Origin of the sequence: Roseicella frigidaeris, assembly GCF_003258945.1 — a bacterium.
Taxonomy (GTDB): domain Bacteria; phylum Pseudomonadota; class Alphaproteobacteria; order Acetobacterales; family Acetobacteraceae; genus Paracraurococcus; species Paracraurococcus frigidaeris.
Genome location: NZ_QLIX01000005.1, coordinates 199,967 through 221,640, shown reverse-complemented (window position 1 = coordinate 221,640; position 21,674 = coordinate 199,967). Strand labels below are relative to the sequence as shown.

The following is a 21,674-nucleotide window of genomic DNA, read 5'->3' as shown; positions in this document are numbered from 1 at the left end:
GCCGGGCGGAGAAGTTTGCCCCTGATGGGCAGGAATGGCGCGGGCCAGGAGGGCGGGATGCGCGGAATCGGCGGAGTGACGGCAGGCGGGGCCGCGCGGCCCGGGCGGGCCGGCGGGCGGGGGGCCTCCGGCTTCGCGGTTGGCCGGAGGGGGAGCGAGGCGGCGGCGGGGCCGGAGGCGGCGGGCGCCGCCCTGTCGGTGGGGCTCGGGCTGCTCGCCCTGCAGGAGGAGGGCGACGCACCGGCGCGGGACCGCTCGGCGCATCGCCGGGCTGAATCGATCCTGCAAGAGTTGCAGGCGCTGCAACGCGACCTGCTGCGCGGCGACGGCGATCCTGGGCGGCTGGAACGGCTCGCCGCCCTGCAATCAGGAGAGGAGGGCGCCGACCCCATCCTGCGACAGGCGGTCCAGGCCATCGTCCTGCGCGCCAGGGTGGAGTTGGCCCGGCGCGGCTGGAACGGCTCCGTGTCAACCGCATGAAAAGCCGCTCGTATCAGCGATTTGCGGCTGAGGAACCCCTTGGCTTTCAGTTGGCTGGGCATGTATGGTCCGGCCAACTTCGGGGTAGGGCGTCCAGGCCCGGGCTCCGGCCGCAATGGGGTCGTCCAGACGATGTTGATCACGCTGCCGCCCGATTACCGTCCGCACGATGACGAAGAGTTCATGAGCGCCCAGCAGCAGGCCTATTTCCGCCAGAAGCTGCTGCGCTGGCGCCAGGACCTGCTGCGGGAGGCCGGGGAGACCCTGGCCAGCCTCTCCGTCGGCGGCATCGCCGAGGCCGACCTGACCGACCGCGCCAGCGTCGAGACCGACCGGGCGCTCGAGCTCCGGACCCGGGACCGGGCGCGCAAGCTGATCTCCAAGATCGACCAGGCGCTGGAGCGGATCGAGACCGGCACCTACGGCTATTGCGAGGAAACCGGCGAGCCGATCGGCCTGCGCCGGCTCGAGGCCCGGCCGATCGCCACCCTGTCGATCGAGGCGCAGGAGCGCCACGAGCGGATGGAGCGCGTGCACCGGGACGACTGACCCCGGCGCAAGGACGAGACTTCGTTTCGGATGGCCGGCGCCCGCGCCGGCCATCGTCGTTTCCGGCCCTTCTCGTCCCCGGCCTTTCCCTGGCCCTCTTTGCAGCCCGTGCCGCCGGGCGCGATGCTCGGCCGGCGGCGAAGGAGGAGGCGAGGATGCGGCTGGCCGGGCGGCATGCGTTGATCACCGGTGGGGCCTCGGGCATCGGCCTGGCCACGGCGCGCCTTTTCCTGCGCGAGGGCGCGCGGATCGTCCTGCTCGACCGCAATGCGGCGGCGCTGGGGCCGCTGGCCGCCGAGCTCGGCGTGCCGGGCATCCCGGTCGACATCGCCGACCCGGCCGCCACGGCGGCGGCGGTGGAGGCGGCGGCCGCGGCCCTCGGGGCGCTGGATGCGGTGGTGAACGCCGCCGGCATCAGCCGCGTCGCCAGCCCGGCCGAGACCACGCCGGCGCTGTGGCGGGAGGTGATGGCGGTCAATCTCGACGGACCCTTCCATGTCTGCCGCGCCGCCCTGCCGCATCTGCGCCGGGCCGCGTCGCCCGGGGGCGCCAGCTCGGCGGGGGCCAGCATCGTCAACCTCGCCTCCGCCGCCGGCCTGGTGCCGCGGCCGCATTACGCCGCCTATGGCGCCTCCAAGGGCGGGCTGCTGATGCTGACGCGCTGCCTCGCCCTCGACCTGGCGGCGGAGGGGATCCGGGTGAATGCCATCTGCCCCGGCGCCATCCGGACGCCGATGGTGGAGGAGACGATCGCCGCGCAGCCCGATGCCGCGGCGGCCGAGCGCCGCTTCCTCGCGCGCTATGCGCTCGGCCGCTTCGGCACGGCGGAGGAGGTGGCGCAGGCGGTGCTCTGGCTGACGAGCGACGAGGCGAGCTACGTCACCGGCTCGGCCCTCGGCGTGGATGGCGGCTCCGCCTGGCACTAGGGCGCTTCCCCTGAACACCGGTTCACGGGAAGCGCCCTGGGCTCCTGTTTTCAGGGCATCTTCACCCGATCAGGTGAGTCCATCTGATCGGGATCTGCTCTAGCAACTCCCCACGACGTCGCTGCGCGCCTTCGCGGGTGGCCATGCGTCCCCTCCTGCCCAAGCGACGTCACAGCCTGCCGCGGCAGGGCAACGGGCAGAGACGGTTCCGGCAGGCGCTTCGCGGCGGCCGTGGGGAAGGGCCTTAACCAGCCCTTCAGCCCTGCTCTGGCAGGCTGGGCCGGTCCATGCTCACGCTCTCCGCCTCGCTGGTCTCCTCGCTCTTCGGCAGCACCGGCACCACCAGCAGCAGCACCGGGGACGCCGCCTCGGCGATCCTCGCGCTGAAGGCTGCGCAGTCGAGCGATGCCGAGACCAAGGGGGTGGCGCAGGAGAAGAAGGACCCCGTCACCATCACCGCCCTCAAGCAGTTCGAGACGGCGATCGCCAAGGCGAAGGACGTGACGACGGCCTTGAAGGACCCACGGGTGCTGGCGGTCCTGCTGCCGGCGCTCGGCTTGCAGGACCAGGCGGATTATCCCGGCCTGGTGCAGAAGGCCCTGCTCGCCGATACCAGCGACACCAAGGGGCTGCTCGCCAACATCGACAGCCGCTTCAAGACCGCGGCGCAGACGCTCGACCTGAAGAACAAGGGGCTGGCCGGGCTGACCGATGCGAAGGTGAAGGCGAAGCTGACGGACGCCTATGTCCAGTACCAGTACCAGCGCGGCCTCGATGACAAGAATTCCGGCATGTCGGATGCGCTCTACTTCATCAAGAACGCCGCCTCGCAGAAGGATGTCTACGGCATCCTCGGCAATGCGGTGATGCGGCGGGTGGTGACCGGCGCGCTCGGCCTGCCGCAGGAAATGGCGATCCAGTCCGTCGAGACCCAGGGGCGCGCCATCACCAGCCGGCTGAAGCTCGCCGACCTGCAGGACAGCGCCAAGGTGCAGAAATTGGCGCAGCGCTACCTCATGGCCCAGGCCTCCGCCACCAACGGCACCACCGGCAGCCTGCTCTCCCTGTTCGGATAGGCCGCGCCGCCGGCCGGGGCGGGCCCCGCAAGGGCGGCGTTGCGTCCGGGCCGGCGCTGTCCTACCTCTCCCTCCGGGCCACGCCCCCCCACCGGGGCGCATCCGCTTCTGGAAGGGAGCATCTGATGGCAATCGCCACCCCCAAGCCGGACCTGCGTCCGGCCAATCCCCGTTTTTCCTCCGGCCCCTGCGCCAAGCGTCCCGGCTGGACGCTGGAGGCGCTCTCGGGCGCCCTGCTCGGCCGCAGCCACCGCGCGACGCAGCCCAAGGCCCGGCTGGCCGAGGTGATCGAGCGCAGCAAGGCGGTGCTCGGCCTGCCGGCCGACTGGCGGCTCGGCATCGTCCCGGCCTCGGACACCGGCGCGGTCGAGATGGCGCTCTGGTCGCTGCTCGGCGCCCGCGGCGTCGACGTGCTGGCCTGGGAGAGCTTCTCCAAGGATTGGGGGACGGATGTCCTCAAGCAGCTGAAGCTCAAGGATGCCCGCATCCTCGATGCGCCCTATGGGAGGCTGCCGACACTCGCCGCCGATGGGACGCGCGACCTGGTCTTCGTCTGGAACGGCACCACCAGCGGCGTGCGCCTGCCGGATGCGGATTTCATCCCCGTCGAGCGCGAGGGGCTCGCCATCTGCGACGCGACCAGCGCCGCCTTCGCCATGCGCCTCCCCTGGGAGCGGCTCGATGTCGTCACCTGGTCCTGGCAGAAGGTGCTGGGCGGCGAGGCGGCGCATGGCATGCTGGCCCTCAGCCCACGCGCCGTGGCGCGGCTGGAGAGCTACGCCCCCGCCTGGCCTCTCCCAAAAATCTTCCGCATGACCAAGGGCGGCAGGCTGAACGAGGGCATCTTCAAGGGGGAGACGATCAACACCCCCTCCATGCTTGCGGTCGAGGATGCGCTGGACGGGCTGCGCTGGGCCGAGGGCGTCGGCGGGCTGGAGGGGCTGGTCGCCCGCTCCGAGGCGAATCTCGCCGCCGTCGCCGATTGGGTGGCGCGGACCCCCTGGGTGGATTTCCTCGCCGAGGATCCGGCGACCCGCTCCTGCACCTCCATCTGCCTGAAGATCGTGGCGCCCTGGTTCACGGCGCTCGATGCCGCGGCGCAGGCGGCGGCGGCGAAGCGGCTCGCCGCGCTGCTGGAGAAGGAGGGCGTCGCCCTCGATGCCGGGGCCTATCGCGATGCGCCCCCGGGCCTGCGCCTCTGGGGCGGCGCGACGGTCGAGACCAGCGATATCCGGGCGCTGCTGCCCTGGCTCGACTGGGCCTTCGCCGAGGTCGAGGCCGCGGTGGCGAAGGAGGCCGCGTGATGCCGAAGGTCCTCATCTCCGACAAGCTCTCCCCGGCCGCGATCGAGATCTTCAAGCGGCGCGGGGTGGAGGTGGAGTTCCGGCCGGGCCTCTCGGCCCCCGAGCTGCGCGCCATCATCGCGCCCTTCGACGGCCTGGCGGTGCGCAGCGCCACCAAGGTGACGCGGGAGCTGCTGGACGCCGCGCCGAACCTGAAGGTGGTCGGCCGCGCCGGCATCGGCGTCGACAATGTCGACGTCACCAGCGCCACGGCGCGCGGCGTGGTGGTGATGAACACGCCCTATGGCAATGCCATCACCACCGCCGAGCATGCCATCGCCATGATGTTCGCCCTCGCCCGGCAGATCCCGGAGGCCTCGGTCTCCACCAAGGCCGGGAAGTGGGAGAAGAACCGCTTCATGGGCGTCGAGCTCTTCGGCAAGACGCTCGGCCTGATCGGCTGCGGCAATATCGGCTCCATCGTCGCCGACCGGGCGGTCGGGCTGAAGATGAAGGTGGTGGCCTTCGACCCCTTCCTCTCGGAAAAGCGGGCGCTCGAGCTCGGCGTCGAAAAGGTGGAGCTGAACGCGCTGCTGGAGCGGGCGGATTTCGTCACCCTGCACGCGCCGCTGACCGAGCAGACCCGCAACATCCTCTCGCGCGAGAACCTGGCGAAGCTGAAGCGGGGGGCGCGGCTGATCAACTGCGCCCGCGGCGGGCTGGTGGACGAGCAGGCGCTGTTCGAAGCGCTGCAATCCGGCCACCTGGCCGGCGCCGCGCTCGACGTCTTCGAGGTCGAGCCGGCGACCGACAGCCCTCTCTTCGCGCTGGAGAACGTGGTCTGCACGCCGCATCTCGGCGCCGCGACGGCCGAGGCGCAGGAGAACGTGGCGCTGCAGGTGGCCGACCAGATGGCCGACTACCTGCTGACCGGCGCGGTCTCCAACGCCATCAACATGCCCTCCGTCACCGCCGAGGAGGCGCCGCGCCTCAAGCCCCATATGGAGCTGGCGCGGCTGCTGGGCAGCATGGCCGGGCAGCTCACCCAGGCGCGCGACGGCGCGCTGCGGGCGATCCGCGTCGAGTACGAGGGGCATGTGGCGGAGCTGAACCGCCGGCCGCTGACGGCGGCGGCGCTCGCCGGCGTGCTCGGCCCGCTGCTCGGCGCGGTGAACATGGTCAACGCCCCGGTCGTCGCCCGGGAGCGGGGGATCGAGGTGGCCGAGACGGTGCATGAGCGCAGCGGCGACTACGCCTCCCTGCTCCGCGTTACGGTGGTGACGGATGGCTATGAGCGGAGCGTCGCCGGGACGCTGGTGGGCGAGGCGCGGCCGCGCCTGGTGGAGATCAAGGGCATCGCTGTCGAGGCGGATTTCGCCCCGGACATGCTCTACGTCACCAACCAGGACAGGCCGGGCTTCATCGGCCGCTTCGGCATGGTGCTGGCGAATGCCGGCATCAACATCGCCACCTTCCATCTCGGCCGGTCGGCCCAGGGGGGCGACGCGATCTGCCTGGTCAGCCTGGACGCGCCGCTGCCGGAGCCGGTCCTGGCCGAGGTGCGGTCCCTGCCGCTGGTGGTGCAGGCGACGCCGCTGCGGTTTTAAGGTCGTTCCGGCCCGGCACACCCGCCGGGCAAGGTGCAGGCGACGCAACAGGCTGCCGAGGGCGGAAGAGAGAAGGGGTCCGGGACACTGTCCCGGACCCCTTCCTATTGGGGACCTGCGATGGGACCCGGCGCGGCGGGGCGCGCCGGGCAGCCCTCAGCCCTCGGGAACGGCCGGTCCCGGGGCCGGCTCGGCGCGGCCCGCATGGCGCCGCATCCGCTCGCCGAGGATCTTCACGAAGCCGCGGAAAGGCGAGATGTAGAGGCCGGTGACGGTGCTGAAGTCGCCGCTGCCGGCCGGCAGGCCCAGCCGATACTGCTCGGTGGGGTTGGTGTAGACGATCGTCTTGAACCAGCGGTCCCAGCAGGACAGCAGCAGGCCGAAATTCTTGTCCCAGTGGTGCACCTCGGAGCTGTGGTGCAGCTGGTGCTGCGCCGGGCTCAGCAGGTAGCGCTCCAGCCAGCCATAGCCCAGGCGGATATGCGAGTGGCGCAGGTGATGGAAGCTGAGGGCGTTGATCAGCCAGTAGGCCTCGAGGCCGCGGAGGCTGTAGTCGACGATCGGCAGGGCCAGGGCATAGGCCGAGACGCCGATCAGCCCACCGACCGCGATGGCGTTGAAGCCGTTGTCGATGATGGTCTGCACCGGGTGGAAACGACGGTTCGTCAGCGGGATCAGGATTTCCGCCGAGTGGTGGGTTTTATGGAACTGCCACAGCAATACGAATTTATGTTCAATATAGTGGGCGTAGAAGGTGGCGAAGTCCTGCGCGATCATCAGCGCGACCAGGATCAGGGCCCAGGTCAGGAGGCTGGGGGGAGAGACGGTCGTGACCTCGCCGAACAGCATCGTCAGCAGGGCGTAGCTGCCCGCCGCAATGGCCGCGCTGCTCACCAGCAGGGGAGCGAGGATGAAAGGATGCAGGATCCTGAAGCTAATATTGAAGTAGATGTCGAGGCGAAGCGAAGGATGCTTCAGGATCCGTTCAGGAAAGCAGAAGCGCATGTAGCCGCGGAAGCTACGATCCGCGCGCTCGGTCTGGGTCACATAGGCCAGATACGCTCCGAAGAACGTCATGGCCCAGCTGAATAGGATCGCGTAGGGCGCGATCGCGAGCAGATGCCTGGCTGCCGCTTCCAGCGTTTCGCCAAACACCTAGCAGCTCCTCTGGTGCATACGCATTCGTCGGTCCCTGTAACAAGTCCGCTCACCTACGCCGGGGGGAGGGGCGTCGTGTGCAGGCGGTACTAGACCACGATTATGGCCGGGGGCCAATTTGTCGCAGTGCAGCGATTGGTGAGCGTTAGTGAATGTGATGAGATTGCTGCGGCGCAAGGATCAGACGGAGAGTTCCAATCCATGGAATTCCACTGCAACGACCTGCTCGCTGGAAAGTAATGAGTTTGGTATGCGCAAAACGCGCCCCTTTCCGATTTAGCCATGTCTGTGGGAGACGATCCCACGATTCGGGGCGCCAGTAACGGCGCCGCCCATGTCACGTCGCCTCTCTCGCAGCCCCTGCGCCGGCCACGCCGCGAGCCCCGGATGGCCGCAGGCGGAAGCGCCGGCCGGGTGTCGCCCGGCCGCCTCCCGCCCCGATCATCCGGCCGGCGCATCCGGCCCTCAGCGGCCCTGGAAGACCGGCGGCCGCTTCTCGAGGAAGGCTCGCAGCGCCTCCTTGTGGTCCTCGGTGTCGCGGCAGCGGGTCATGCCGAAGGCCTCGGCATCCAGCGCCTCGGCCAGGCTGCCGGTCTCGGCCACCAGCATGTTGCGCTTCATGTGGTGCCAGGCGACGCGCGGGCCGGCGGCGAGCTGCCTCGCCAGCGCCAGCGTCGTCTCCGTCAGCGAGGCGTCCTCAACCAAACGGTTGAGCAGCCCAAGGCGATACATTTCCTCCGCGTCGATCACCTCGGCGGTGAAGTAGAGCTCGCGCGCCTTGGCCGGCCCGACCAGCTTGTTGAGGAACCAGTGGCCGCCGAAATCGCCGGAGAAGCCCATGCGGGCGAAGGCGGTGCCCATGCGGGCGCTGCGGCCGCCGATGCGCATGTCGCAGGCCAGCATGAGCGACATGCCGGCGCCGGCGGCGACGCCGTTGACCATGGCGATGGTCGGCTTCGGCATCTCGTGCAGCAGGCGCGAGGCCTCCATGCGGGCGCGGAGCGACATCTGCGCCTGCTCCCGCGTGCCCTCGAGGATCGGCCGCTCGCCGGTCGCCCGCGACTTCATGTCGCCGCCGGCCGAGAAGCCCCGGCCGGCGCCGGTCAGCACCACGCAGCCCACCGACATGTCGCCGGCGATGCGGGTCAGCGCCGCCAGCAGCTCGTCCAGCAGCGTGCCGCCGAGCGCGTTCAGGCTGTCGGGCCGGTTCATGGTGAGCAGGGCGACGCCTGCCTCCTCGGTCACGATCAGGTCGCCTGACATCGGTCTCCTACCCCTCCTGGCATCTGGTGCAGCCTATACCGGCGGCGCAGACTGCGCCGCTACCCGTCATGCAACGGCAGCGACGGGCCGGACAGGGGGAAGGAGCGATCCATGAAGGCAGCGGTCCTGCATGCGGTGAACGAGCCGCTCACCATCGAGGAGGTCGCGCTGCAGAAGCCGAAGGCGCGGGAGGTGCTGGTCCGCACCGCCTATGCCGGCCTCTGCCATTCCGACCTGCATTTCATCGAGGGACTCTACCCGCATCCGCTGCCGCTGGTCCCGGGCCATGAGGTGGCCGGGGTGGTGGAGGCGGTGGGCTCCGACGTCACCTATCTGCAGCCGGGCGACCACGTCATCGGCTGCCTCTCGGTCTTCTGCGGCGCCTGCCAGCAATGCACCTCCGGCCGGACGGTGCTCTGCGAGAACACCGAGGTGAAGATGGTGCCGGGCCAGTCCCGCCGCCTCTCCTGGAAGGGCGGGGAGGTGATGAACCAGTTCCTCAACCTCTCCGCCTTCGCCGAGCAGATGCTGGTGCATGAGAATGCGCTGGTGAAGATCGACCGGGAGGTGCCGCTCGACCGCGCCACCCTGGTCGGCTGCGGCGTCATCACCGGCGTCGGGGCGGTGATCAACACGGCGCGCATCCCGGCCGGCTCGACCGTGGCGGTGATCGGCTGCGGCGGCGTCGGCCTCTCGGCGGTGAACGGCGCGGCGCTGGCCGGCGCCTCGCGCATCATCGCCCTCGACACCCTGCCGGAGAAGCTGGCGACGGCGCGGGAGATGGGGGCGACGGACACCGTCCTGGTCGGCAACGACGATCCGGTGGAGGCGGTCCGCGCCCTGACCAATGGCGGCGTCGAGTACAGCTTCGAGGCGCTCGGGCTGAAGAAGACGGCCGAGCAGAGCTTCGCCATGCTCCGCCCCGGCGGCACCGCCACCATCATCGGCATGGTGCCCTTCGGCCAGAAGATCGAGCTGCACGGCTTCGACTTCCTGCGGGAGCGGCGGATCCAGGGCTCCTCCATGGGCTCCAACCATTTCCGCACGGACATGCCGCGGCTGCTGACGCTCTGGCAGCAGGGGAAGCTGAAGCTCGACCACCTGATCAGCAACACGCTGCGCCTCGACGAGATCAACGAGGGCTTCGCGCGGCTGAAGACCGGCCATGTGGTGCGGCAGCTGATCGCCTTCTGACCGATCGGCCGCCGGCCGGCTAATTCCGCCGCTCGAGGCGGTCCATCTCGGAGGCGACCATGCCGGCCGCCTCCGCCGTCCGCGGCAGGCGCGGCATCTCGGCCAGTCGGGCGAGGACGCTGCGCGGCCCGGCCGGGAAGGCGGCGCCGCTCAGCGCGGCCTCGGCCTGCGCCTGGCTGCCGCCGCGCAGGGCGGCGCCGACCTGGCGCATCGCCGTGATCACCAGCTGCGGATCGGCATTGGGGGCGATGCCGAGATAGGCGCGCATCTCGGTCCGCGCGCGCTGCAGCGTCTGCAACACGGCGGGGTTCACCACCGGCGCGAAGCGTGGGTCGGTGGCGAGCGAACTGGTGAGGAATTCCAGCTGCTCGACCGCGAAGGCCGCCGAGGCGGGCTGCCCCGCCCAGCGGCTGGTGTCGCCGAAATTGCGCGGCGCGCTCAGCCCGGCGCCGCGGATCGGATCGCCGATGCCGAAGAAATAGGGGGAGGTCGGGTCGGTGCCGCAGGCGGCCAGCCCCAGGCCGCAGGTCAGGATCAGGGCCCCACGTCGCGTCGGCATCCGGCTCTCCCGTCTGATCGTTCAGCCATATTCACGAACCATCGAGGTCGCAAGCCAGGGAGGCCAGGGACGGGAGCGCGGCGCGGAGCGCTGCGTTCGGTGAGGATTGGAAACGCAACGGAAGGGCACCATGCGCGGCATCCTCCTCTGGCTCCTCGGCATTCCCATCCCGATCCTGATTCTGCTCTACCTCTTCAACGTTCTCTGATGTCCTGCCCGCGAGGGCCGTGGGTCCGCCCACGGGCCTCGCGGATCGGCAGGCCACTCTGAACACCAGGGCGCTTCCCCTGAACACCGGTTCAGGAGAAGCGCCCCAGGCTTTTGCTTTCAGGGCATCGTCACCCGATCAGGTGAGTCCACCTGATCGGGATCTGCTCCAGGTCCGGGCGGCCGTCGATGGTGACCCATCGACGGCCGCCCGAATCGCATTCGGGCGCCAGGCGCAAGCCTCCCGCCTGGACCGGGTCTCCCGCCAGGAGGCCGCACGCATGAAAAAGGGGCGCCTCGCGGCGCCCCTTTCTGCTTCGCCCCCCTTCAAGATCTTCCGCAACCGATCCGGCAGGCGCCCCGAGTGGTCCGACCCGGGGCGCCGTCCGGTCAGCGCAGGACGATCTCGACGCGGCGGTTCTGCGGCTCGCGCACGCCGTCGGCGGTCGGGACCAGCGGCCGGCTCTCGCCATAGGCGCTGACCGAGATCTCGCTGCGGCTGACGCCCCGGTTGACCAGCTCGGCCGCCACCGCATCGGCGCGGCGCTGCGACAGGCGCTGGTTGTAGGCCGCGGAGCCGGAGCGGTCGGCATGGCCGGCCACCTCGATGCGGGTCGACTGCACGCGCGAGGCGTTCTGCGCCGCCTCGGCGATGATCTCCCGCGCGCGGGCGGTCAGGTCGGCGCGATCCCAGTCGAAGAAGACCAGGTAGGTCCGCGCCGGAGCCGGCGCCGGGGCCACGGGGGTGGCGACCGGCGGCGGCGGCGGCGGCGGCTGGAACAGCGCGTAGCGCAGGCCGAGCATGACCGAGTGGTTGTAGTTGTCCGGCGACACCTTGCCGGCCGCGCCGATCGCGTTGTTCACCGGGTTGCGGATGGTGGCGAAGAGGTCCGGCTGCAGCGTGCCGAAGAAGCGGTACTCCGCCGTCAGCGTCAGGCCGGTGACGCCGAGCCAGGTGAGCGGCGTGCCGACGCCGACGATGGCCTGGTAGGCGAACTGGCCGTTGTCGTCGTCGGAGTAGAACACCGAGCCGCCACGGCCGGGCGCGAAGCTCTGGCCGCGGATGTTGCGCCACTGGGTCCAGGCATAGCCGGCGCCGACGCCGACATAGGGCTGGAAGATGCTCTGGCCGAGGCCGAAATTGGCGAAGTCGAAATCATAGAGGATGTTCGCCATCACACCATAGGTGCGCTGGAAGCCACCTGTCCGACCCATCGGCGCGAGGTTGAACCCGCGAATGCTGTCGACCTCGTTCTCGCGGTAGTTGCCTTCGATTTCAGCCCGGAAGCCGTTGCCGAAGCCCCAGCCGACGCTGGCGACGCCGGTCCAGCCGATGTTGAAATTCGCCTTGCCGGCGCCGTTGATGGTGACGCCCGGGGCGAGACCGAAATTGCCCGGCGTGGCGCCGCCGCTCAGGTCGATCTTCGACGGGCTGTTGACCCAGTTCGCGCCCGCACCAACGCCGATGTACAGGCCGGTGACCGGCTGGGCGCTGGCGGCCATCGGCGCCGCCAGGATGGTTGCTGCCAGCAGCGCCCTCTTGAAGTTCATGCCTCTTTCTCCATTGCCCTCACGCGTGATGCGGGAACCAAAACCTCGGTTCGCAGCCGACACGCGGGTATCCGCCTAAGAAGTTCCGGGGGCCGCGGTTCAATCGTCCCCTTTCGAGCCGCCGACGCTGTTGCCGCCGTGCCACAGTCCTGGAAGGCGGACGGGGCCGGCACCACCCGTTGCGTCGGAGTGCCAGCGAGATAAAGCAGATTCTCCCCTGGTGAAGGGGCACGGCTGCGCGATCCTGCCCCGGATGGTGCCGGTAACCGAGGGCTGTGGCGAAGAAGCCACATCGCATCTCAGGCCGGAAACACCCTGTAACCAAGTATATCGCCGCTGCCGCAGCGGTCAGAGCATCATCATTCCTTGCGCCCGGCCATAACGTCTTCGGCAGCGCGATCGGTGATACGAAATGGGACGGTCGGTGTAGATCGCGACACTGTCGGCCCACTCGCCCGCGCGGGTATGGCTGCTGCGCGAACGGCGCGGGACTGCGCCGGGCGCCGGCGGCGCCGCGACGCCCCCAAAGGCGGGGTCATGGAACGGGGAGGCGCCGGTGATGGCGGCGCCCGCGGCCCAGGGCTGCGGCCATGGCACCGCCAGCGGCCATGTCAGCGGGCCGGGACGATCCCGGGCGGCGGATGCGGCGCCCGGGCGCCGGGCGGGTCAGCCCCGGCGGCGCCCCGCGGCGGCGCGGCCCTGCTGCGGCGCCGCGCTCGTGGACACCGGCATCGCCCCCGCCGGCCGCCCGGCATCGAAGCCGAGGAAGCCGATCTCCGGCTTCGCGGCACCGCCATCGCCGGCCCAGAGCCGGGGGTTGCGCGCCGTCGGCCGCGTCACGGGCACCGAGCGGTCGATCGCCTCCGCCGCCGGCCGCGGGCCGTTGCCGGCCCGGGCGGCCCGGGCCTTCGCCGCCTTGCCGGACGCGGCGCCCTCCGCCTCCGGCGGCGGCCCGGCGACGCGCGTCCCGCCGCGCACCGACAGCAGGTAGAACATGATTTCGGTCCGCCCCTGGTCGACCGCCGCATCGACCGGCGTCAGGCCGAGGACGTTGCGCGAGTCGAGATCCGCGCCGCGGGCCATGGCATCCCTGGCCGCCGCGAGGTCGCCGCGGTTGATGGCGTCGAACAGCGAGGCGTTCGGCGAGAGCACCTGGTTCGGATCGGCCGGGATCGGCTCCGGCGCGGTGCGGTTCTGCAGGCCGGGCAGGGCAGGGGGCGGCGGCCGGTTCGGGCTGGCGGAGTCGCGCTGGGGCCGCCCGGGACCCCGGGCGAATTGGGCCAGCGCGTCGCTCGCCGGCAGGACGATCCCGGCGAGCAGGGCAAGGGGCAGCAGGCGGGTCAAGGCGCGCATGGCGTCTGCTTACCCCCTGGGCCGCGAACCCGCTACCCGCTTCCGATGCCGCGGCGTCCGGGCGAAGGGGGCGGGGCGATACAACCTGGATCGGGGGGATTAAGGAAGCTAAGAAACTACAGGTTGAACAGCCGCGACCGACACTTTAGGGTCCTTAGGGCGGGCCCGACCGGGCAGCAGCGCCTGATCGGGCGAGGGGACCCTCACAACAAGGAGCTGGAGTCTTGGTCGCACACAGCGGTGAACGAATGATGCCCTGGGCCGCCGGGGAGCGCCGCCGCCTGCCGGTCCAGCATCGCCTCATCGAGATCCAGTTCCTCCGGGCCTTCGCCGCGCTGGCCGTCGTCCTGCACCATGCGGCAGGCCGCGCCGATCTCGGCTTCGCCACCGGTGCGGCCGGGGTCGACATCTTCTTCGTCATCTCCGGCTTCATCATGTGGATGGTCGGCACCCAGCGCCCGACCTCGCCGCTGCGCTTCGCCTGGGACCGCGTGGCGCGGGTGGCGCCGCTCTACTGGCTGGTCACCCTCGGCATCGCCACGCTGGCGGTGGTGGTGCCCGCGGCGATGCCCAACCTCCAGCCGACGCTGGAGACCCTCGCCCTCTCGCTGTTCTTCGTCCCGCACCGCGACGCCAGCGGCGCCGTCCTGCCCCTGCTGGTGCCCGGCTGGACGCTGAATTGCGAGATGTTCTTCTATCTCCTCTTCGCGGCGAGCCTGGCGCTGCCGCGCTCGATCCGGCTTGGCGCGCTCTCGGCCCTGCTCGGCCTCCTGGCGCTGGCCGGGCTCGTATGGCAGCCCGAGCATCCCGTCGCCAGCACCTATACCAGCCCGCTGCTGCTCGAATTCGCCGCCGGGCTCGCGCTGGCGGCGCTGTGGCGGCAAGGGCGCCTGCCGGGCCGGGCGGCCGGCCGGGCGATGCTGCTGCTCGGCCTCGGCGCTTTCGCGGCGCTGGAGGGCAGCGGCGTCTTCGTCGAGAGCTGGCGCGTGCTGCTCTGGGGCGTGCCGGCCTGGCTGCTGGTCGCCGGGGCCCTCGCCGCCGGCCCCATCGGCAAAGGCGGCGCAGTGGCCAGGCTCGGTGACGCCTCCTACTCCATCTACCTCCTGCATCCGCTGCTGGTCGGCGCCAGTTGGCGCCTGCTCGGCTGGCTGCCGGCGCCCGCCTATCTCGCCGCGACCCTGTTGCTCTCGATCGGCGCCGGTCTGGCCTGCTTCCACCTGCTCGAGCAGCCGCTGGGCCAGCGCCTGAAGCAGCTCTTCCGGGCGCCGCCCCGGGCCGTGGCCTTCGGGCACCGCGCGGCCGCGGCGGCCGCTCCGCGGTGACCTAGGGCGCTGCCCTGAACACCGGTTCAGGGGAAGCGCCCTGGGCTTTTGTTTTCAGAGCATCGTCACCCGATCAGGTGAGTCCACCTGACCGGGATCTGCTCTAGTGCTGGGCGGTCGAACCGGCCCGCGACGCTGCGGGCCGGGACGGCGACTCAGCGACCGTCGCGGCGATCCGAGGTCCGGGCCAGGGCAGGGGCGAAACCCGCCGTCGCGGCCTGGTTGAAGTCGGGAAAGGGGGACGCGGCGGGCTCGGCGGAGCGGCGGGCCAGCAGGCGCCCGGCCAAGCGCCCCAATCGACCGAACAGCCACAGCAGGGCGGCGGCCAGCGCGAAAGCCAGCAAGGTGGCGGCCTCGAGCACTGTCTCACGCATCGTCCGCTCTCCTGGAGGGGGCTCGCCCCGTCTCGTCGAACTCTACGGAGGATTTTCTACCATAACTTTAAAGCGTCGCATATTGCCTATTCGTTATCACGGCGATGTTGCCGGGCCGGCTGCGCCGGCGATGCGCCCGGATGGCGTGGGGCCCGGCCGGCCCCGGGGCCTTGGCCGATAGCCCGATCCGGCGTCCCGCGGACGCCGCCAGGCCCTGCGCCGACCTGCCGGCCCGCCACGTTCGTTCGATGAATCCGGGAACGCGGCGGGTCGGATTCCGGACCAAGGTCTAGCGGCAGCCATTGCCCCGGAAGGTGAAGCCCGCCACGCGGCCCTGGCGCAGCAGGAAGGTGACGGAGCAGTTCCGCACGATCACCAGCGGCGGCGTGCCGATGGGCGCGCCGAAGCGGCGATAGCCGAAGCCGCCCCAGAAGGGATCGCCCGGATAGACCGTGCTGGTCCGCTCCTCGTATTGCAGGAAGCGGTCGCCGCCGGCCTCGTAGGTGGCGTTCGGGATGCCGAGGGCCTGCACCAGCTCCGCCTCGGTCTTACCGACGAAGGGTTGCAGCCGCACCTCGATCGGCGGCTCGCTCGCGCAGGCGGCCAGCAGCAGCGGCAGCAGCAAGGCCGGCAACAACAGAAGGCGCGGCACGCCGCGCAGGTATCGTCCGACCATCGCTATCGTCCCTCCCGTCTCCAGGCCAGCACCGCGACGCCGAGCAGCAGGGGCAGGGCCAGCCAGGGAGGTAATAACGCAGTCGCGGCGATTCCGGTTACGGTGTGATCGCCATTGCGCCGCAGCCCGATCCAGCCGCCGGCCTGGCCGCCCCCCTGGGCGTCGCGGCCGGGGCCGACCCGGCGCAGCTCCGGCAGCGTCGGCGCCGTCCCGCTGCCGAGCCAGCGCACGCCGCCCCCGGTCGCGGCCAGCAGCGGGGCGAGCGGCGTGGGGTCCGCCCGCAGATCGGCCATCTCCGGTGGGTTCGCCGCGGCGGCGGCGGCGAAGGCGCTGCGCCGGCCATCCGAGACCTGCCAGACGCCGGGCTGGTCGGCCGGCAGCTCGGCGGTGGCCCGGCCGCCGGCCCCGGGGGCGAGCGTCGCCGGGCGCGTGCCGCCATCGGGCGCGGTGACGGTGAGGCCGGGCGGCGGCCCGGCCTCGACGCTGCGGCGCTGCACCAGCAGCCGCCCCGCCTCGATCCGCGCCGTCAGCTCCTCCTCCTCCAACTCCGGCTCGCGCATCAGCCAATGCGCCGCGCGCCGCAGCAGCTCGGCCTGCGGCCCGCCGCCGTCATGGCCGCGCGACCAGAGCCAGATATGGTCGGAGAGCAGCAGCGCGACCCGCCCCTCGGCGACCCGGTCGAGCACCAGCAGCGGCGCCCCGCCGGCCGCCTCCATCACCGCCGTGCCGCTGCGCTGCTCGGCGCGCATGCTGCGGTACCAGTGGCCCCAGCGCGCCTCGTGCGCCTCGTCCGGATTGGCGCCGGTCAGCCCTTCCGTCACCGGATGCCGGGCGCCGAGCGCGGTGACCATCGGCCGGAAGGCGCCCTCGGCGGCGCCGGCGCCGGCCTCGCCGTTCGGCCGCGCCGGCAGCACGCCGCCGAGCGGCGTGGCGGCGAGGCTCGCCGGGCCGGCGAATTCCGGGCCGACCGAGAGCAGCAGCGCGCCGCCGCCGCGGACATAGTCGGCGATGTTGCGCAGATAGGCCGGCGGCAGGATGCCGCGATTGGCGAAGCGGTCGAAGACGATCAGGTCGAACTCGCGCAGCTTCACCTGGAACAGCTCGCGCACCGGGAAGGCGATCAGCGCCAGCTCGTTCAGCGGCGTCAGGTCGTCCTTCTCGGGCGGGCGGAGGATGGTGAAATGCACCAGGTCGACGCCCGGATCGGCCTTCAGCAGCCGCCGCCAGGTGCGCTCCCCAGCATGCGGCTCGCCCGAGACCAGCAGCACCCGCAGCCGGTCGCGCACGCCGGTGACGGTGACGACGGCGCGGTTGTTGAGCTCGCTGACCTCGCCCGGCCGCGCCTCGGCCGCCAGCTCGACGACGGTCGGGCCGCCGCGCTCGATCGGGATCTCGATGCGGTGCTCGCGCCCGACCGGCACGCTCTCGACCCGCGGCGGCGCGCCGTCGCGCCGGATCGAGAGCCGCGCCGCGCCGGCGGCCTCCGGCAGGCCGAGATCCTCGACCGCGACCCGCAGCTCGACGCTGCGGCCGACGATGCCGTAGCCGGGCGCCTCGATGACGCGCAGCCGGCGGTCCACCTCGCCCGGGCGGCCGGGCAGCAGGGCGTGGAACGGCGCCTCGATCGGCGCGGCGGCGGGGGCGTCCGGGGCAGGCCCGCGGGGGACGTCGTGCACCTGCCCGTCGGTCAGCGCGATGACGCCGGCGAGCCGCGCGCGCGGGATCTCGGCGAGGGCGCGTTCCATGGCGGTGACCAGGCGGGTGCCCTGGTTGCCGCCCTCCGGCACCTCGACGGTGCGGTATTCGAGATCGGGCAGGCGGCCGAGCCGGGCCTCGAGCGCGCCGCGCGCCGCCTCGATCTGCGCCGCGCGGTTGCCGATGCGGGCGCTGTCGCTGCGGTCGACGAGCAGCAGGGCGATGTCCGGCCGCGTCTCCCGCGTCTCCTCGACCAGCCGCGGATTGGCCAGCGCCAGCAGGATCAGCGCGAAGGCCAGCAGCCGCAGCGGCGCGCCGCGCGCCCGGCGCCAGAAGGCCGGGATGAGCGCCAGCAGCGCGACCAGGGCGAGGGCGAGGAGCAGCCAGGGCGGCAGGATGGGCGCGAAATCGATGCCCGCGAAGGCCTGGGTCATGCGGCATGGCCCCCGAGCGAGACATGTTCCCAGGTGGCGACGAGGATCAGCGCGGCATTGGTGAGGCCGGCCAGCAGCAGCACCGGCAGCTCATGCGCGACGGTCGCCAGCACCGCGAGCAGGGCGAGGCCGACCAGATGCGAGAGCGGCAACTGGCCGAGGCTGATGCGCTTGAACAGCGCGAGGCCCAGCAGGTAGAGCGCCGGCCCGCCGATGATGCAGTGGATCGCCGCCGGCGCGGCCAGCCCCTCCGGATGCCGCAGCACCATCTCGTCCCCCACCGCGGCCACCACGATGCCGGCGACGATCGGCAGGTGGAGATAGGTGTAGCCGAGCCGGGCCATGCGGCCGGGATCGGCGGAGCGGGTGATGTGATGCGCGCCGCGCTCCTGCCCGAGATGGAAATACAGCCACCACATGGCCGCCGAGCCGAGGAAGGCGATGATGAAGCCTGTGGCGTGCGGCCCGTCCCAGGCCAGTTCGGAGAAGCTCTCCCCGGTGACGAGCAGCGTCTCGCCGAGGGCGATGAGGATGAAGCCGGCGCAGCGCTCGGCCATGTGGCCGCCCTCGACGCGCCAGTCGGCGGTGGTCGAGCGGCCGAGGCCGGGCGTCCAGAAATAGGCGAAGGGGGCGGCGTATTCGATGCCGAGGGCGATCGCCCAGAGCAGCAGCCGCATCCCGCCCTCCGCCAGGCCGCCGCCCACCCAGAAGGGCGCGGCGAGGGCGAGCCAGGCGAGGACGCGCCGGAAATTCCGCCGCAGCGCCGGCTCCCCCGGCCCGATCGCCCAGGCGGCGAAGGCGCCGCGCCCGACCTGCATGACGGCATAGGCCAGGCCGAAGGCGAGGCCGCGCTCGGCGAAGGCCTCGGGCAGCGCCATGGAGAGCACCAGCCCGGCGAGCATCAGGACGAAGAGCATGAGCCGGACCAAGGTGCGGTCGGCATCGAGGAAATTCGTCACCCAGGCGGTGTAGATCCACACCCACCACACCGCGAGGAAGAGCAGCCCGGTCCGCAGCGCCCCCGCGAGGTCGAGATGGTGCAGCAGCGTGTGCGAGACCTGGGTGATGGTGAAGGCGAAGACCAGGTCGAAGAACAACTCGACATTGGCGACGCGCGTCTCGCCCGGCGGCAGGCGCTCGCGCAGCAGGCTGCCGGCGGCGAACGGCATCCTCAATTGCCGAGCCTCTCCAGGATGGCCGGCACATGCACCTGGTCGCCCTTGTAGTTGCCGGTCAGCGCGTACATCACGAGGTTGACTCCGAAGCGGTAGGCCAGCGTCCGCTGCCGCACGCCGCCCGGGATCACCGCGAAGGGGTTGCCGCCGCGGCCGTCGATGGCCCAGGCGGCGGCCCAGTCATGGCCGCCGATGATGACCGGCGAGACGCTGTCATTCGCCCGGTCCTGGTCGCGCGCCACCCAGACCTGGCCGCCGGCGAAGCGGCCCGGCAGCTCCGGCAGCAGGTAGAAGGCGCGCTTCAGCACATGGTCCTCGGCGACCGGCGCCAGCGGCGGGATGGCGAGGTCGCGGGTGACGCGCCGCAGCGCCGCCCCGGCGCCGCTGGCGAAGCCCGCGCCCGAGCCCTCGTCGCGGGTGTCGAACAGGATGATGCCGCCATGCCGCATGAAGTCGTTCAGCGCGCCGACCGCGGCCGGCTCGGGCTGCGGCGCGTCGGGCAGGACCACCCAGTAGAGCAGCGGGTAGAAGGAGAGGTCGTCCTGGCCCGGCGTCACCGCCGCCGGCTCGGCCAGCGCGGCGGCGGTGCGGCGGTTGACGAAGTCCGACAGGCCGACGAGGCCCATGCGCTGCGTGTCGTCCACCGAGGCATCGCCGGTGACGACATAGGCGAGGCGGGTGGCGAGCGCCGGGTCCGTCGCCCGGTTCGGGTCGGCGGGCTGCGCCGCGGCCGGCGCGGCGGCGAGGAGCAGGAGGAGCGCGACGCCGCGCAGCGCCGCCGCGCCGGCCGCGCGGTCCGGGGCGCGCGGCCCCCGTGCCGCGGGCCGGCCGAGCAGCCCGCGCAGCATGAGGCCGATCACCAGGTCGATGGCCAGCAGCAGCAGGGCGAGGGCGAGCAGCCAGGGGCCGAGGTCGCGTTCGGCCGGGATGCCGCCGATGGCGAGGAGGCGGGTGCCGGGCGGCGCCGGCGGCGCGGCGCGCGGCCCCGGCAGGCCGCTGCCGAGGTTGAGGGCGCGGCGGTAGGTGGCCTCGGCCGCCGCCCCGCCGGCCTGCTGGCCCGGGCTGCCGTACCAGCCCGGCGGGTTGCGCGGCGAGGGTGCGGCGGTGTCGATCGCCGCGGCGGGCAGCGCCGCGGCGGCCGGCGGGACCGGGCCGAGCCGGCCGAAGCCGTCCAGCGTCTCCAGCGGGGCGAGGGGGGCATCGCCCTCCACCCCCTGGATGCCGGCCGAGAGGGCGACGATCCGCCGCAGCATCTGCACGAAGAGGCCGGAGAGCGGCAGGTTCGACCACTCGGCATTGGCGGTGACGTGGAACAGCACGATCCGGCCCTGGCCCCGCGCCTCGGCGGTGACCAGCGGCGTGCCGTCCGAGAGCCGCGCCCAGCTCCGGCTCGAGAGGTTCGGCGAGGGCTCGGCCAGCACCTGCCGCTCGACGGTCACCTCGGCCGGAATCGGCAGGCCGGCGAAGGGCGAGGTCTCGGGGAAGGGGGCGAGGTGCTGCGGCTGCTCCCAGGAGAGGGCGCCGCCGAGCTGCCGCTCGGCCCTGAGCGGCACCGGCAGCAGCGGGTCCTGCCGCTCGGCGATGTGCGGCCCGGCGAAGCGGATCAGCGTGCCGCCGCGCTCCACCCAGCGGGTCAGCGCCGCCCGGTCGGGGCCCTCGCCGACCGGGCGGTCGGCCAGCACCAGCACCGAGATCGGCCGCGCCAGCAGCCGTTCGAGCGTGCCGCGGCGAAGCTCGACGAAGGGAGCGAGGGCGCGGTCGAGGTAGTAGAGGTCGCCGATCAGCGGCGCGTCCGCGCTCTCCTCGACCGCCGGCAGCAGGCCGACCGGGCGGCGGCGGAAGCGCTCGTCGAGCAGCACGACGCCGCCGGCGCCGGACTCGCCCTCGAGATCGAGCCGGACCACCTGGTTGCGCAGCTCGAGCGGCAGCTCCAGCACGCCTTCGCCGGCCGTGGCGCCGGCCGCGATCGGCAGGCGCGCCTCGGCCAGGGCGCGGCCATCGCCGGTGCGGGCGAGGACCACCGCCTCCGAGGCCGCGGGCTGCGGCACCTGCAGCACCCGCAGGCGCAGGCGGTCGGCCTCGGCCACGGGCGGCGGCAGCAGGCGGGTCGGATGCGCCTCGTCGCGGGCCAGGGTGAGCGTGCCGGCCGCGGCCAGCGCCGCCTGCAGCGGCCCGGCGCCCTCGGCCGGATCCTCGGTGCCGTCGCTGACCAGCAGCGTGGCGAGCGGGCCGGCATGGGTTGCGCGCCAGGCCTGGAAGGCGGCGAGCGCGCCGGCGCGGTCGGGCGCCCAGGGCTTCGGCCGCAGCGCCGCGAGCCGGGCGCGCAGATCCTCGGCCGGCATGGGTCCGAGCAGGCGCGGCGCCTCGCCGGTCTCCGCCGGCGCGGTGGCGAGCAGGGCGGCCCCGTGCCCGGCGCGGCCGGCGCGGTCGAGGGCGCTGCCGGCCGCCGCCATGCGGGCCGGCCAGCCCGCGGCGGCGGCCCAGCCGTCATCCACCACCAGCAGCAGCAGGCCCTCGCCGCCGGCGGTGCCGAGGCCCGGGCCGAAGACCGGCCGGGCGAGGCCGAGGATGAGCAGCGCCGCGGCGACCAGGCGCAGCAGCAGCAGCCACCAGGGGGTGCGGGAGGGCGTCTCCTGCGCCAGCGGCAGGTCGCGCAGCAGGCGCAGCGCCGGGAAGCCGATCCGCCGCGGGGCGGGCGGGGTGACGCGCAGCAGCCACCACAGGACCGGCAGCGCCGGCAGGGCCAGCAGCAGCCAGGGCGCGGCGAAGGCGACGGGACCGAGGCTCAGCAT

The 21,674-nt window shown here is 72.4% G+C and carries 18 protein-coding genes; 8 read left to right on the top strand and 10 right to left on the bottom strand.

Annotation, left to right across the window (positions count from 1 at the left end; genetic code table 11):
- The first annotated feature begins 57 nt into the window (after positions 1 to 57).
- The 6 genes from DOO78_RS09840 (at position 58) to serA (ending at position 5,921) form a co-directional block, all read left to right on the top strand.
- Positions 58 to 480 carry a flagellar assembly protein FliX gene (locus DOO78_RS09840; protein WP_165838814.1) on the top strand — a complete coding sequence of 141 codons (423 nt, stop codon included), beginning with the start codon at positions 58 to 60 and terminating at the stop codon, positions 478 to 480.
- A 135-nt stretch (positions 481 to 615) separates the two neighbouring features.
- Complete coding sequence (dksA, locus tag DOO78_RS09835) at positions 616 to 1,029, top strand: RNA polymerase-binding protein DksA (protein ID WP_207802855.1); 414 nt, start codon at positions 616 to 618, stop codon at positions 1,027 to 1,029.
- A 155-nt stretch (positions 1,030 to 1,184) separates the two neighbouring features.
- Positions 1,185 to 1,955 carry an SDR family NAD(P)-dependent oxidoreductase gene (locus tag DOO78_RS09830; protein ID WP_111469574.1) on the top strand — a complete coding sequence of 257 codons (771 nt, stop codon included), beginning with the start codon at positions 1,185 to 1,187 and terminating at the stop codon, positions 1,953 to 1,955.
- Positions 1,956 to 2,242: 287 nt separating this feature from the next.
- Entirely contained in the window at positions 2,243 to 3,031 is a 789-nt protein-coding gene (locus tag DOO78_RS09825; RefSeq protein WP_111469573.1) for a DUF1217 domain-containing protein, read from the top strand.
- A 125-nt stretch (positions 3,032 to 3,156) separates the two neighbouring features.
- On the top strand, positions 3,157 to 4,335 hold the full coding sequence (locus tag DOO78_RS09820; RefSeq protein ID WP_111469572.1) for a phosphoserine transaminase: 1,179 nt from the start codon (positions 3,157 to 3,159) through the stop codon (positions 4,333 to 4,335).
- Positions 4,335 to 5,921: a phosphoglycerate dehydrogenase gene (serA, locus tag DOO78_RS09815; RefSeq protein WP_111469571.1), complete on the top strand. Its 1,587-nt coding sequence runs from the start codon at positions 4,335 to 4,337 to the stop codon at positions 5,919 to 5,921. The genes DOO78_RS09820 and serA overlap by 1 nt, the downstream gene beginning before the upstream one ends.
- A gap of 156 nt (positions 5,922 to 6,077) precedes the next feature.
- On the opposite strand, the gene DOO78_RS09810 is transcribed toward serA, so the two are convergent.
- Together DOO78_RS09810 and DOO78_RS09805 are read right to left on the bottom strand one after the other, a co-directional pair.
- The gene (locus DOO78_RS09810) at positions 6,078 to 7,076 is read right to left on the bottom strand and encodes a sterol desaturase family protein (RefSeq protein WP_111469570.1); all 999 of its coding nucleotides are present in this window, start codon (positions 7,074 to 7,076) and stop codon (positions 6,078 to 6,080) included.
- 468 nt (positions 7,077 to 7,544) lie between these two features.
- Positions 7,545 to 8,342, bottom strand: a complete 798-nt coding sequence (locus DOO78_RS09805; RefSeq protein WP_111469569.1) for an enoyl-CoA hydratase — start codon at positions 8,340 to 8,342, stop codon at positions 7,545 to 7,547.
- A 111-nt stretch (positions 8,343 to 8,453) separates the two neighbouring features.
- On the opposite strand from DOO78_RS09805, the gene DOO78_RS09800 reads away from it, so the two are divergent.
- Positions 8,454 to 9,536 carry a Zn-dependent alcohol dehydrogenase gene (locus DOO78_RS09800; RefSeq protein ID WP_111469568.1) on the top strand — a complete coding sequence of 361 codons (1,083 nt, stop codon included), beginning with the start codon at positions 8,454 to 8,456 and terminating at the stop codon, positions 9,534 to 9,536.
- Between the two features lie 19 nt (positions 9,537 to 9,555).
- Here DOO78_RS09800 and DOO78_RS09795 read toward each other — a convergent pair whose 3' ends face one another.
- The 3 genes from DOO78_RS09795 to DOO78_RS09785 all read right to left on the bottom strand — a co-directional run bounded on the left by DOO78_RS09795 (position 9,556) and on the right by DOO78_RS09785 (position 13,206).
- Positions 9,556 to 10,095 carry a hypothetical protein gene (locus DOO78_RS09795; RefSeq protein WP_111469567.1) on the bottom strand — a complete coding sequence of 180 codons (540 nt, stop codon included), beginning with the start codon at positions 10,093 to 10,095 and terminating at the stop codon, positions 9,556 to 9,558.
- Positions 10,096 to 10,692: 597 nt separating this feature from the next.
- Positions 10,693 to 11,853 carry an OmpA family protein gene (locus DOO78_RS09790; protein WP_111469566.1) on the bottom strand — a complete coding sequence of 387 codons (1,161 nt, stop codon included), beginning with the start codon at positions 11,851 to 11,853 and terminating at the stop codon, positions 10,693 to 10,695.
- 666 nt (positions 11,854 to 12,519) lie between these two features.
- Positions 12,520 to 13,206, bottom strand: coding sequence for an ankyrin repeat domain-containing protein (locus DOO78_RS09785; RefSeq protein ID WP_111469565.1), 687 nt, complete (start codon positions 13,204 to 13,206; stop codon positions 12,520 to 12,522).
- Positions 13,207 to 13,457: 251 nt separating this feature from the next.
- Here DOO78_RS09785 and DOO78_RS09780 point away from each other — a divergent pair, with 251 nt between their 5' ends.
- Positions 13,458 to 14,528, top strand: coding sequence for an acyltransferase family protein (locus tag DOO78_RS09780; RefSeq protein WP_165838813.1), 1,071 nt, complete (start codon positions 13,458 to 13,460; stop codon positions 14,526 to 14,528).
- A gap of 155 nt (positions 14,529 to 14,683) precedes the next feature.
- Here the strand turns inward: DOO78_RS09780 and DOO78_RS09775 are convergent, their stop codons facing one another.
- The 5 genes from DOO78_RS09775 to DOO78_RS09755 form a co-directional block, all read right to left on the bottom strand.
- Complete coding sequence (locus DOO78_RS09775) at positions 14,684 to 14,902, bottom strand: hypothetical protein (RefSeq protein ID WP_111469563.1); 219 nt, start codon at positions 14,900 to 14,902, stop codon at positions 14,684 to 14,686.
- 289 nt (positions 14,903 to 15,191) lie between these two features.
- On the bottom strand, positions 15,192 to 15,578 hold the full coding sequence (locus DOO78_RS09770) for a hypothetical protein (protein ID WP_111469562.1): 387 nt from the start codon (positions 15,576 to 15,578) through the stop codon (positions 15,192 to 15,194).
- A 2-nt stretch (positions 15,579 to 15,580) separates the two neighbouring features.
- On the bottom strand, positions 15,581 to 17,707 hold the full coding sequence (locus DOO78_RS09765) for a hypothetical protein (protein WP_111469561.1): 2,127 nt from the start codon (positions 17,705 to 17,707) through the stop codon (positions 15,581 to 15,583).
- Positions 17,704 to 18,876 (bottom strand): low temperature requirement protein A, encoded by a 1,173-nt coding sequence (locus DOO78_RS09760; RefSeq protein ID WP_111469560.1) that lies wholly within the window; start codon positions 18,874 to 18,876, stop codon positions 17,704 to 17,706. Before DOO78_RS09760 ends, DOO78_RS09765 begins: the two co-directional genes overlap by 4 nt.
- Positions 18,877 to 18,878: 2 nt before the next feature.
- The gene (locus DOO78_RS09755) at positions 18,879 to 21,674 is read right to left on the bottom strand and encodes a DUF4159 domain-containing protein (RefSeq protein WP_111469559.1); all 2,796 of its coding nucleotides are present in this window, start codon (positions 21,672 to 21,674) and stop codon (positions 18,879 to 18,881) included.

Bases quoted from the DNA above. Each gene is read 5' to 3' on its own strand.
- DOO78_RS09785 (WP_111469565.1), bottom strand. From the start codon at position 13,206: ATGCGCGCCTTGACCCGCCTGCTGCCCCTTGCCCTGCTCGCCGGGATC.
- DOO78_RS09805 (WP_111469569.1), bottom strand. From the start codon at position 8,342: ATGTCAGGCGACCTGATCGTGACCGAGGAGGCAGGCGTCGCCCTGCTC.
- serA (WP_111469571.1), top strand. From the start codon at position 4,335: ATGCCGAAGGTCCTCATCTCCGACAAGCTCTCCCCGGCCGCGATCGAG.
- DOO78_RS09830 (WP_111469574.1), top strand. From the start codon at position 1,185: ATGCGGCTGGCCGGGCGGCATGCGTTGATCACCGGTGGGGCCTCGGGC.
- DOO78_RS09790 (WP_111469566.1), bottom strand. From the start codon at position 11,853: ATGAACTTCAAGAGGGCGCTGCTGGCAGCAACCATCCTGGCGGCGCCG.
- DOO78_RS09840 (WP_165838814.1), top strand. From the start codon at position 58: ATGCGCGGAATCGGCGGAGTGACGGCAGGCGGGGCCGCGCGGCCCGGG.
- DOO78_RS09780 (WP_165838813.1), top strand. From the start codon at position 13,458: ATGCCCTGGGCCGCCGGGGAGCGCCGCCGCCTGCCGGTCCAGCATCGC.
- DOO78_RS09760 (WP_111469560.1), bottom strand. From the start codon at position 18,876: ATGCCGTTCGCCGCCGGCAGCCTGCTGCGCGAGCGCCTGCCGCCGGGC.
- DOO78_RS09775 (WP_111469563.1), bottom strand. From the start codon at position 14,902: ATGCGTGAGACAGTGCTCGAGGCCGCCACCTTGCTGGCTTTCGCGCTG.
- DOO78_RS09820 (WP_111469572.1), top strand. From the start codon at position 3,157: ATGGCAATCGCCACCCCCAAGCCGGACCTGCGTCCGGCCAATCCCCGT.
- DOO78_RS09765 (WP_111469561.1), bottom strand. From the start codon at position 17,707: ATGACCCAGGCCTTCGCGGGCATCGATTTCGCGCCCATCCTGCCGCCC.
- DOO78_RS09825 (WP_111469573.1), top strand. From the start codon at position 2,243: ATGCTCACGCTCTCCGCCTCGCTGGTCTCCTCGCTCTTCGGCAGCACC.
- DOO78_RS09795 (WP_111469567.1), bottom strand. From the start codon at position 10,095: ATGCCGACGCGACGTGGGGCCCTGATCCTGACCTGCGGCCTGGGGCTG.
- DOO78_RS09770 (WP_111469562.1), bottom strand. From the start codon at position 15,578: ATGGTCGGACGATACCTGCGCGGCGTGCCGCGCCTTCTGTTGTTGCCG.
- DOO78_RS09755 (WP_111469559.1), bottom strand. From the start codon at position 21,674: ATGCTGAGCCTCGGTCCCGTCGCCTTCGCCGCGCCCTGGCTGCTGCTG.
- DOO78_RS09800 (WP_111469568.1), top strand. From the start codon at position 8,454: ATGAAGGCAGCGGTCCTGCATGCGGTGAACGAGCCGCTCACCATCGAG.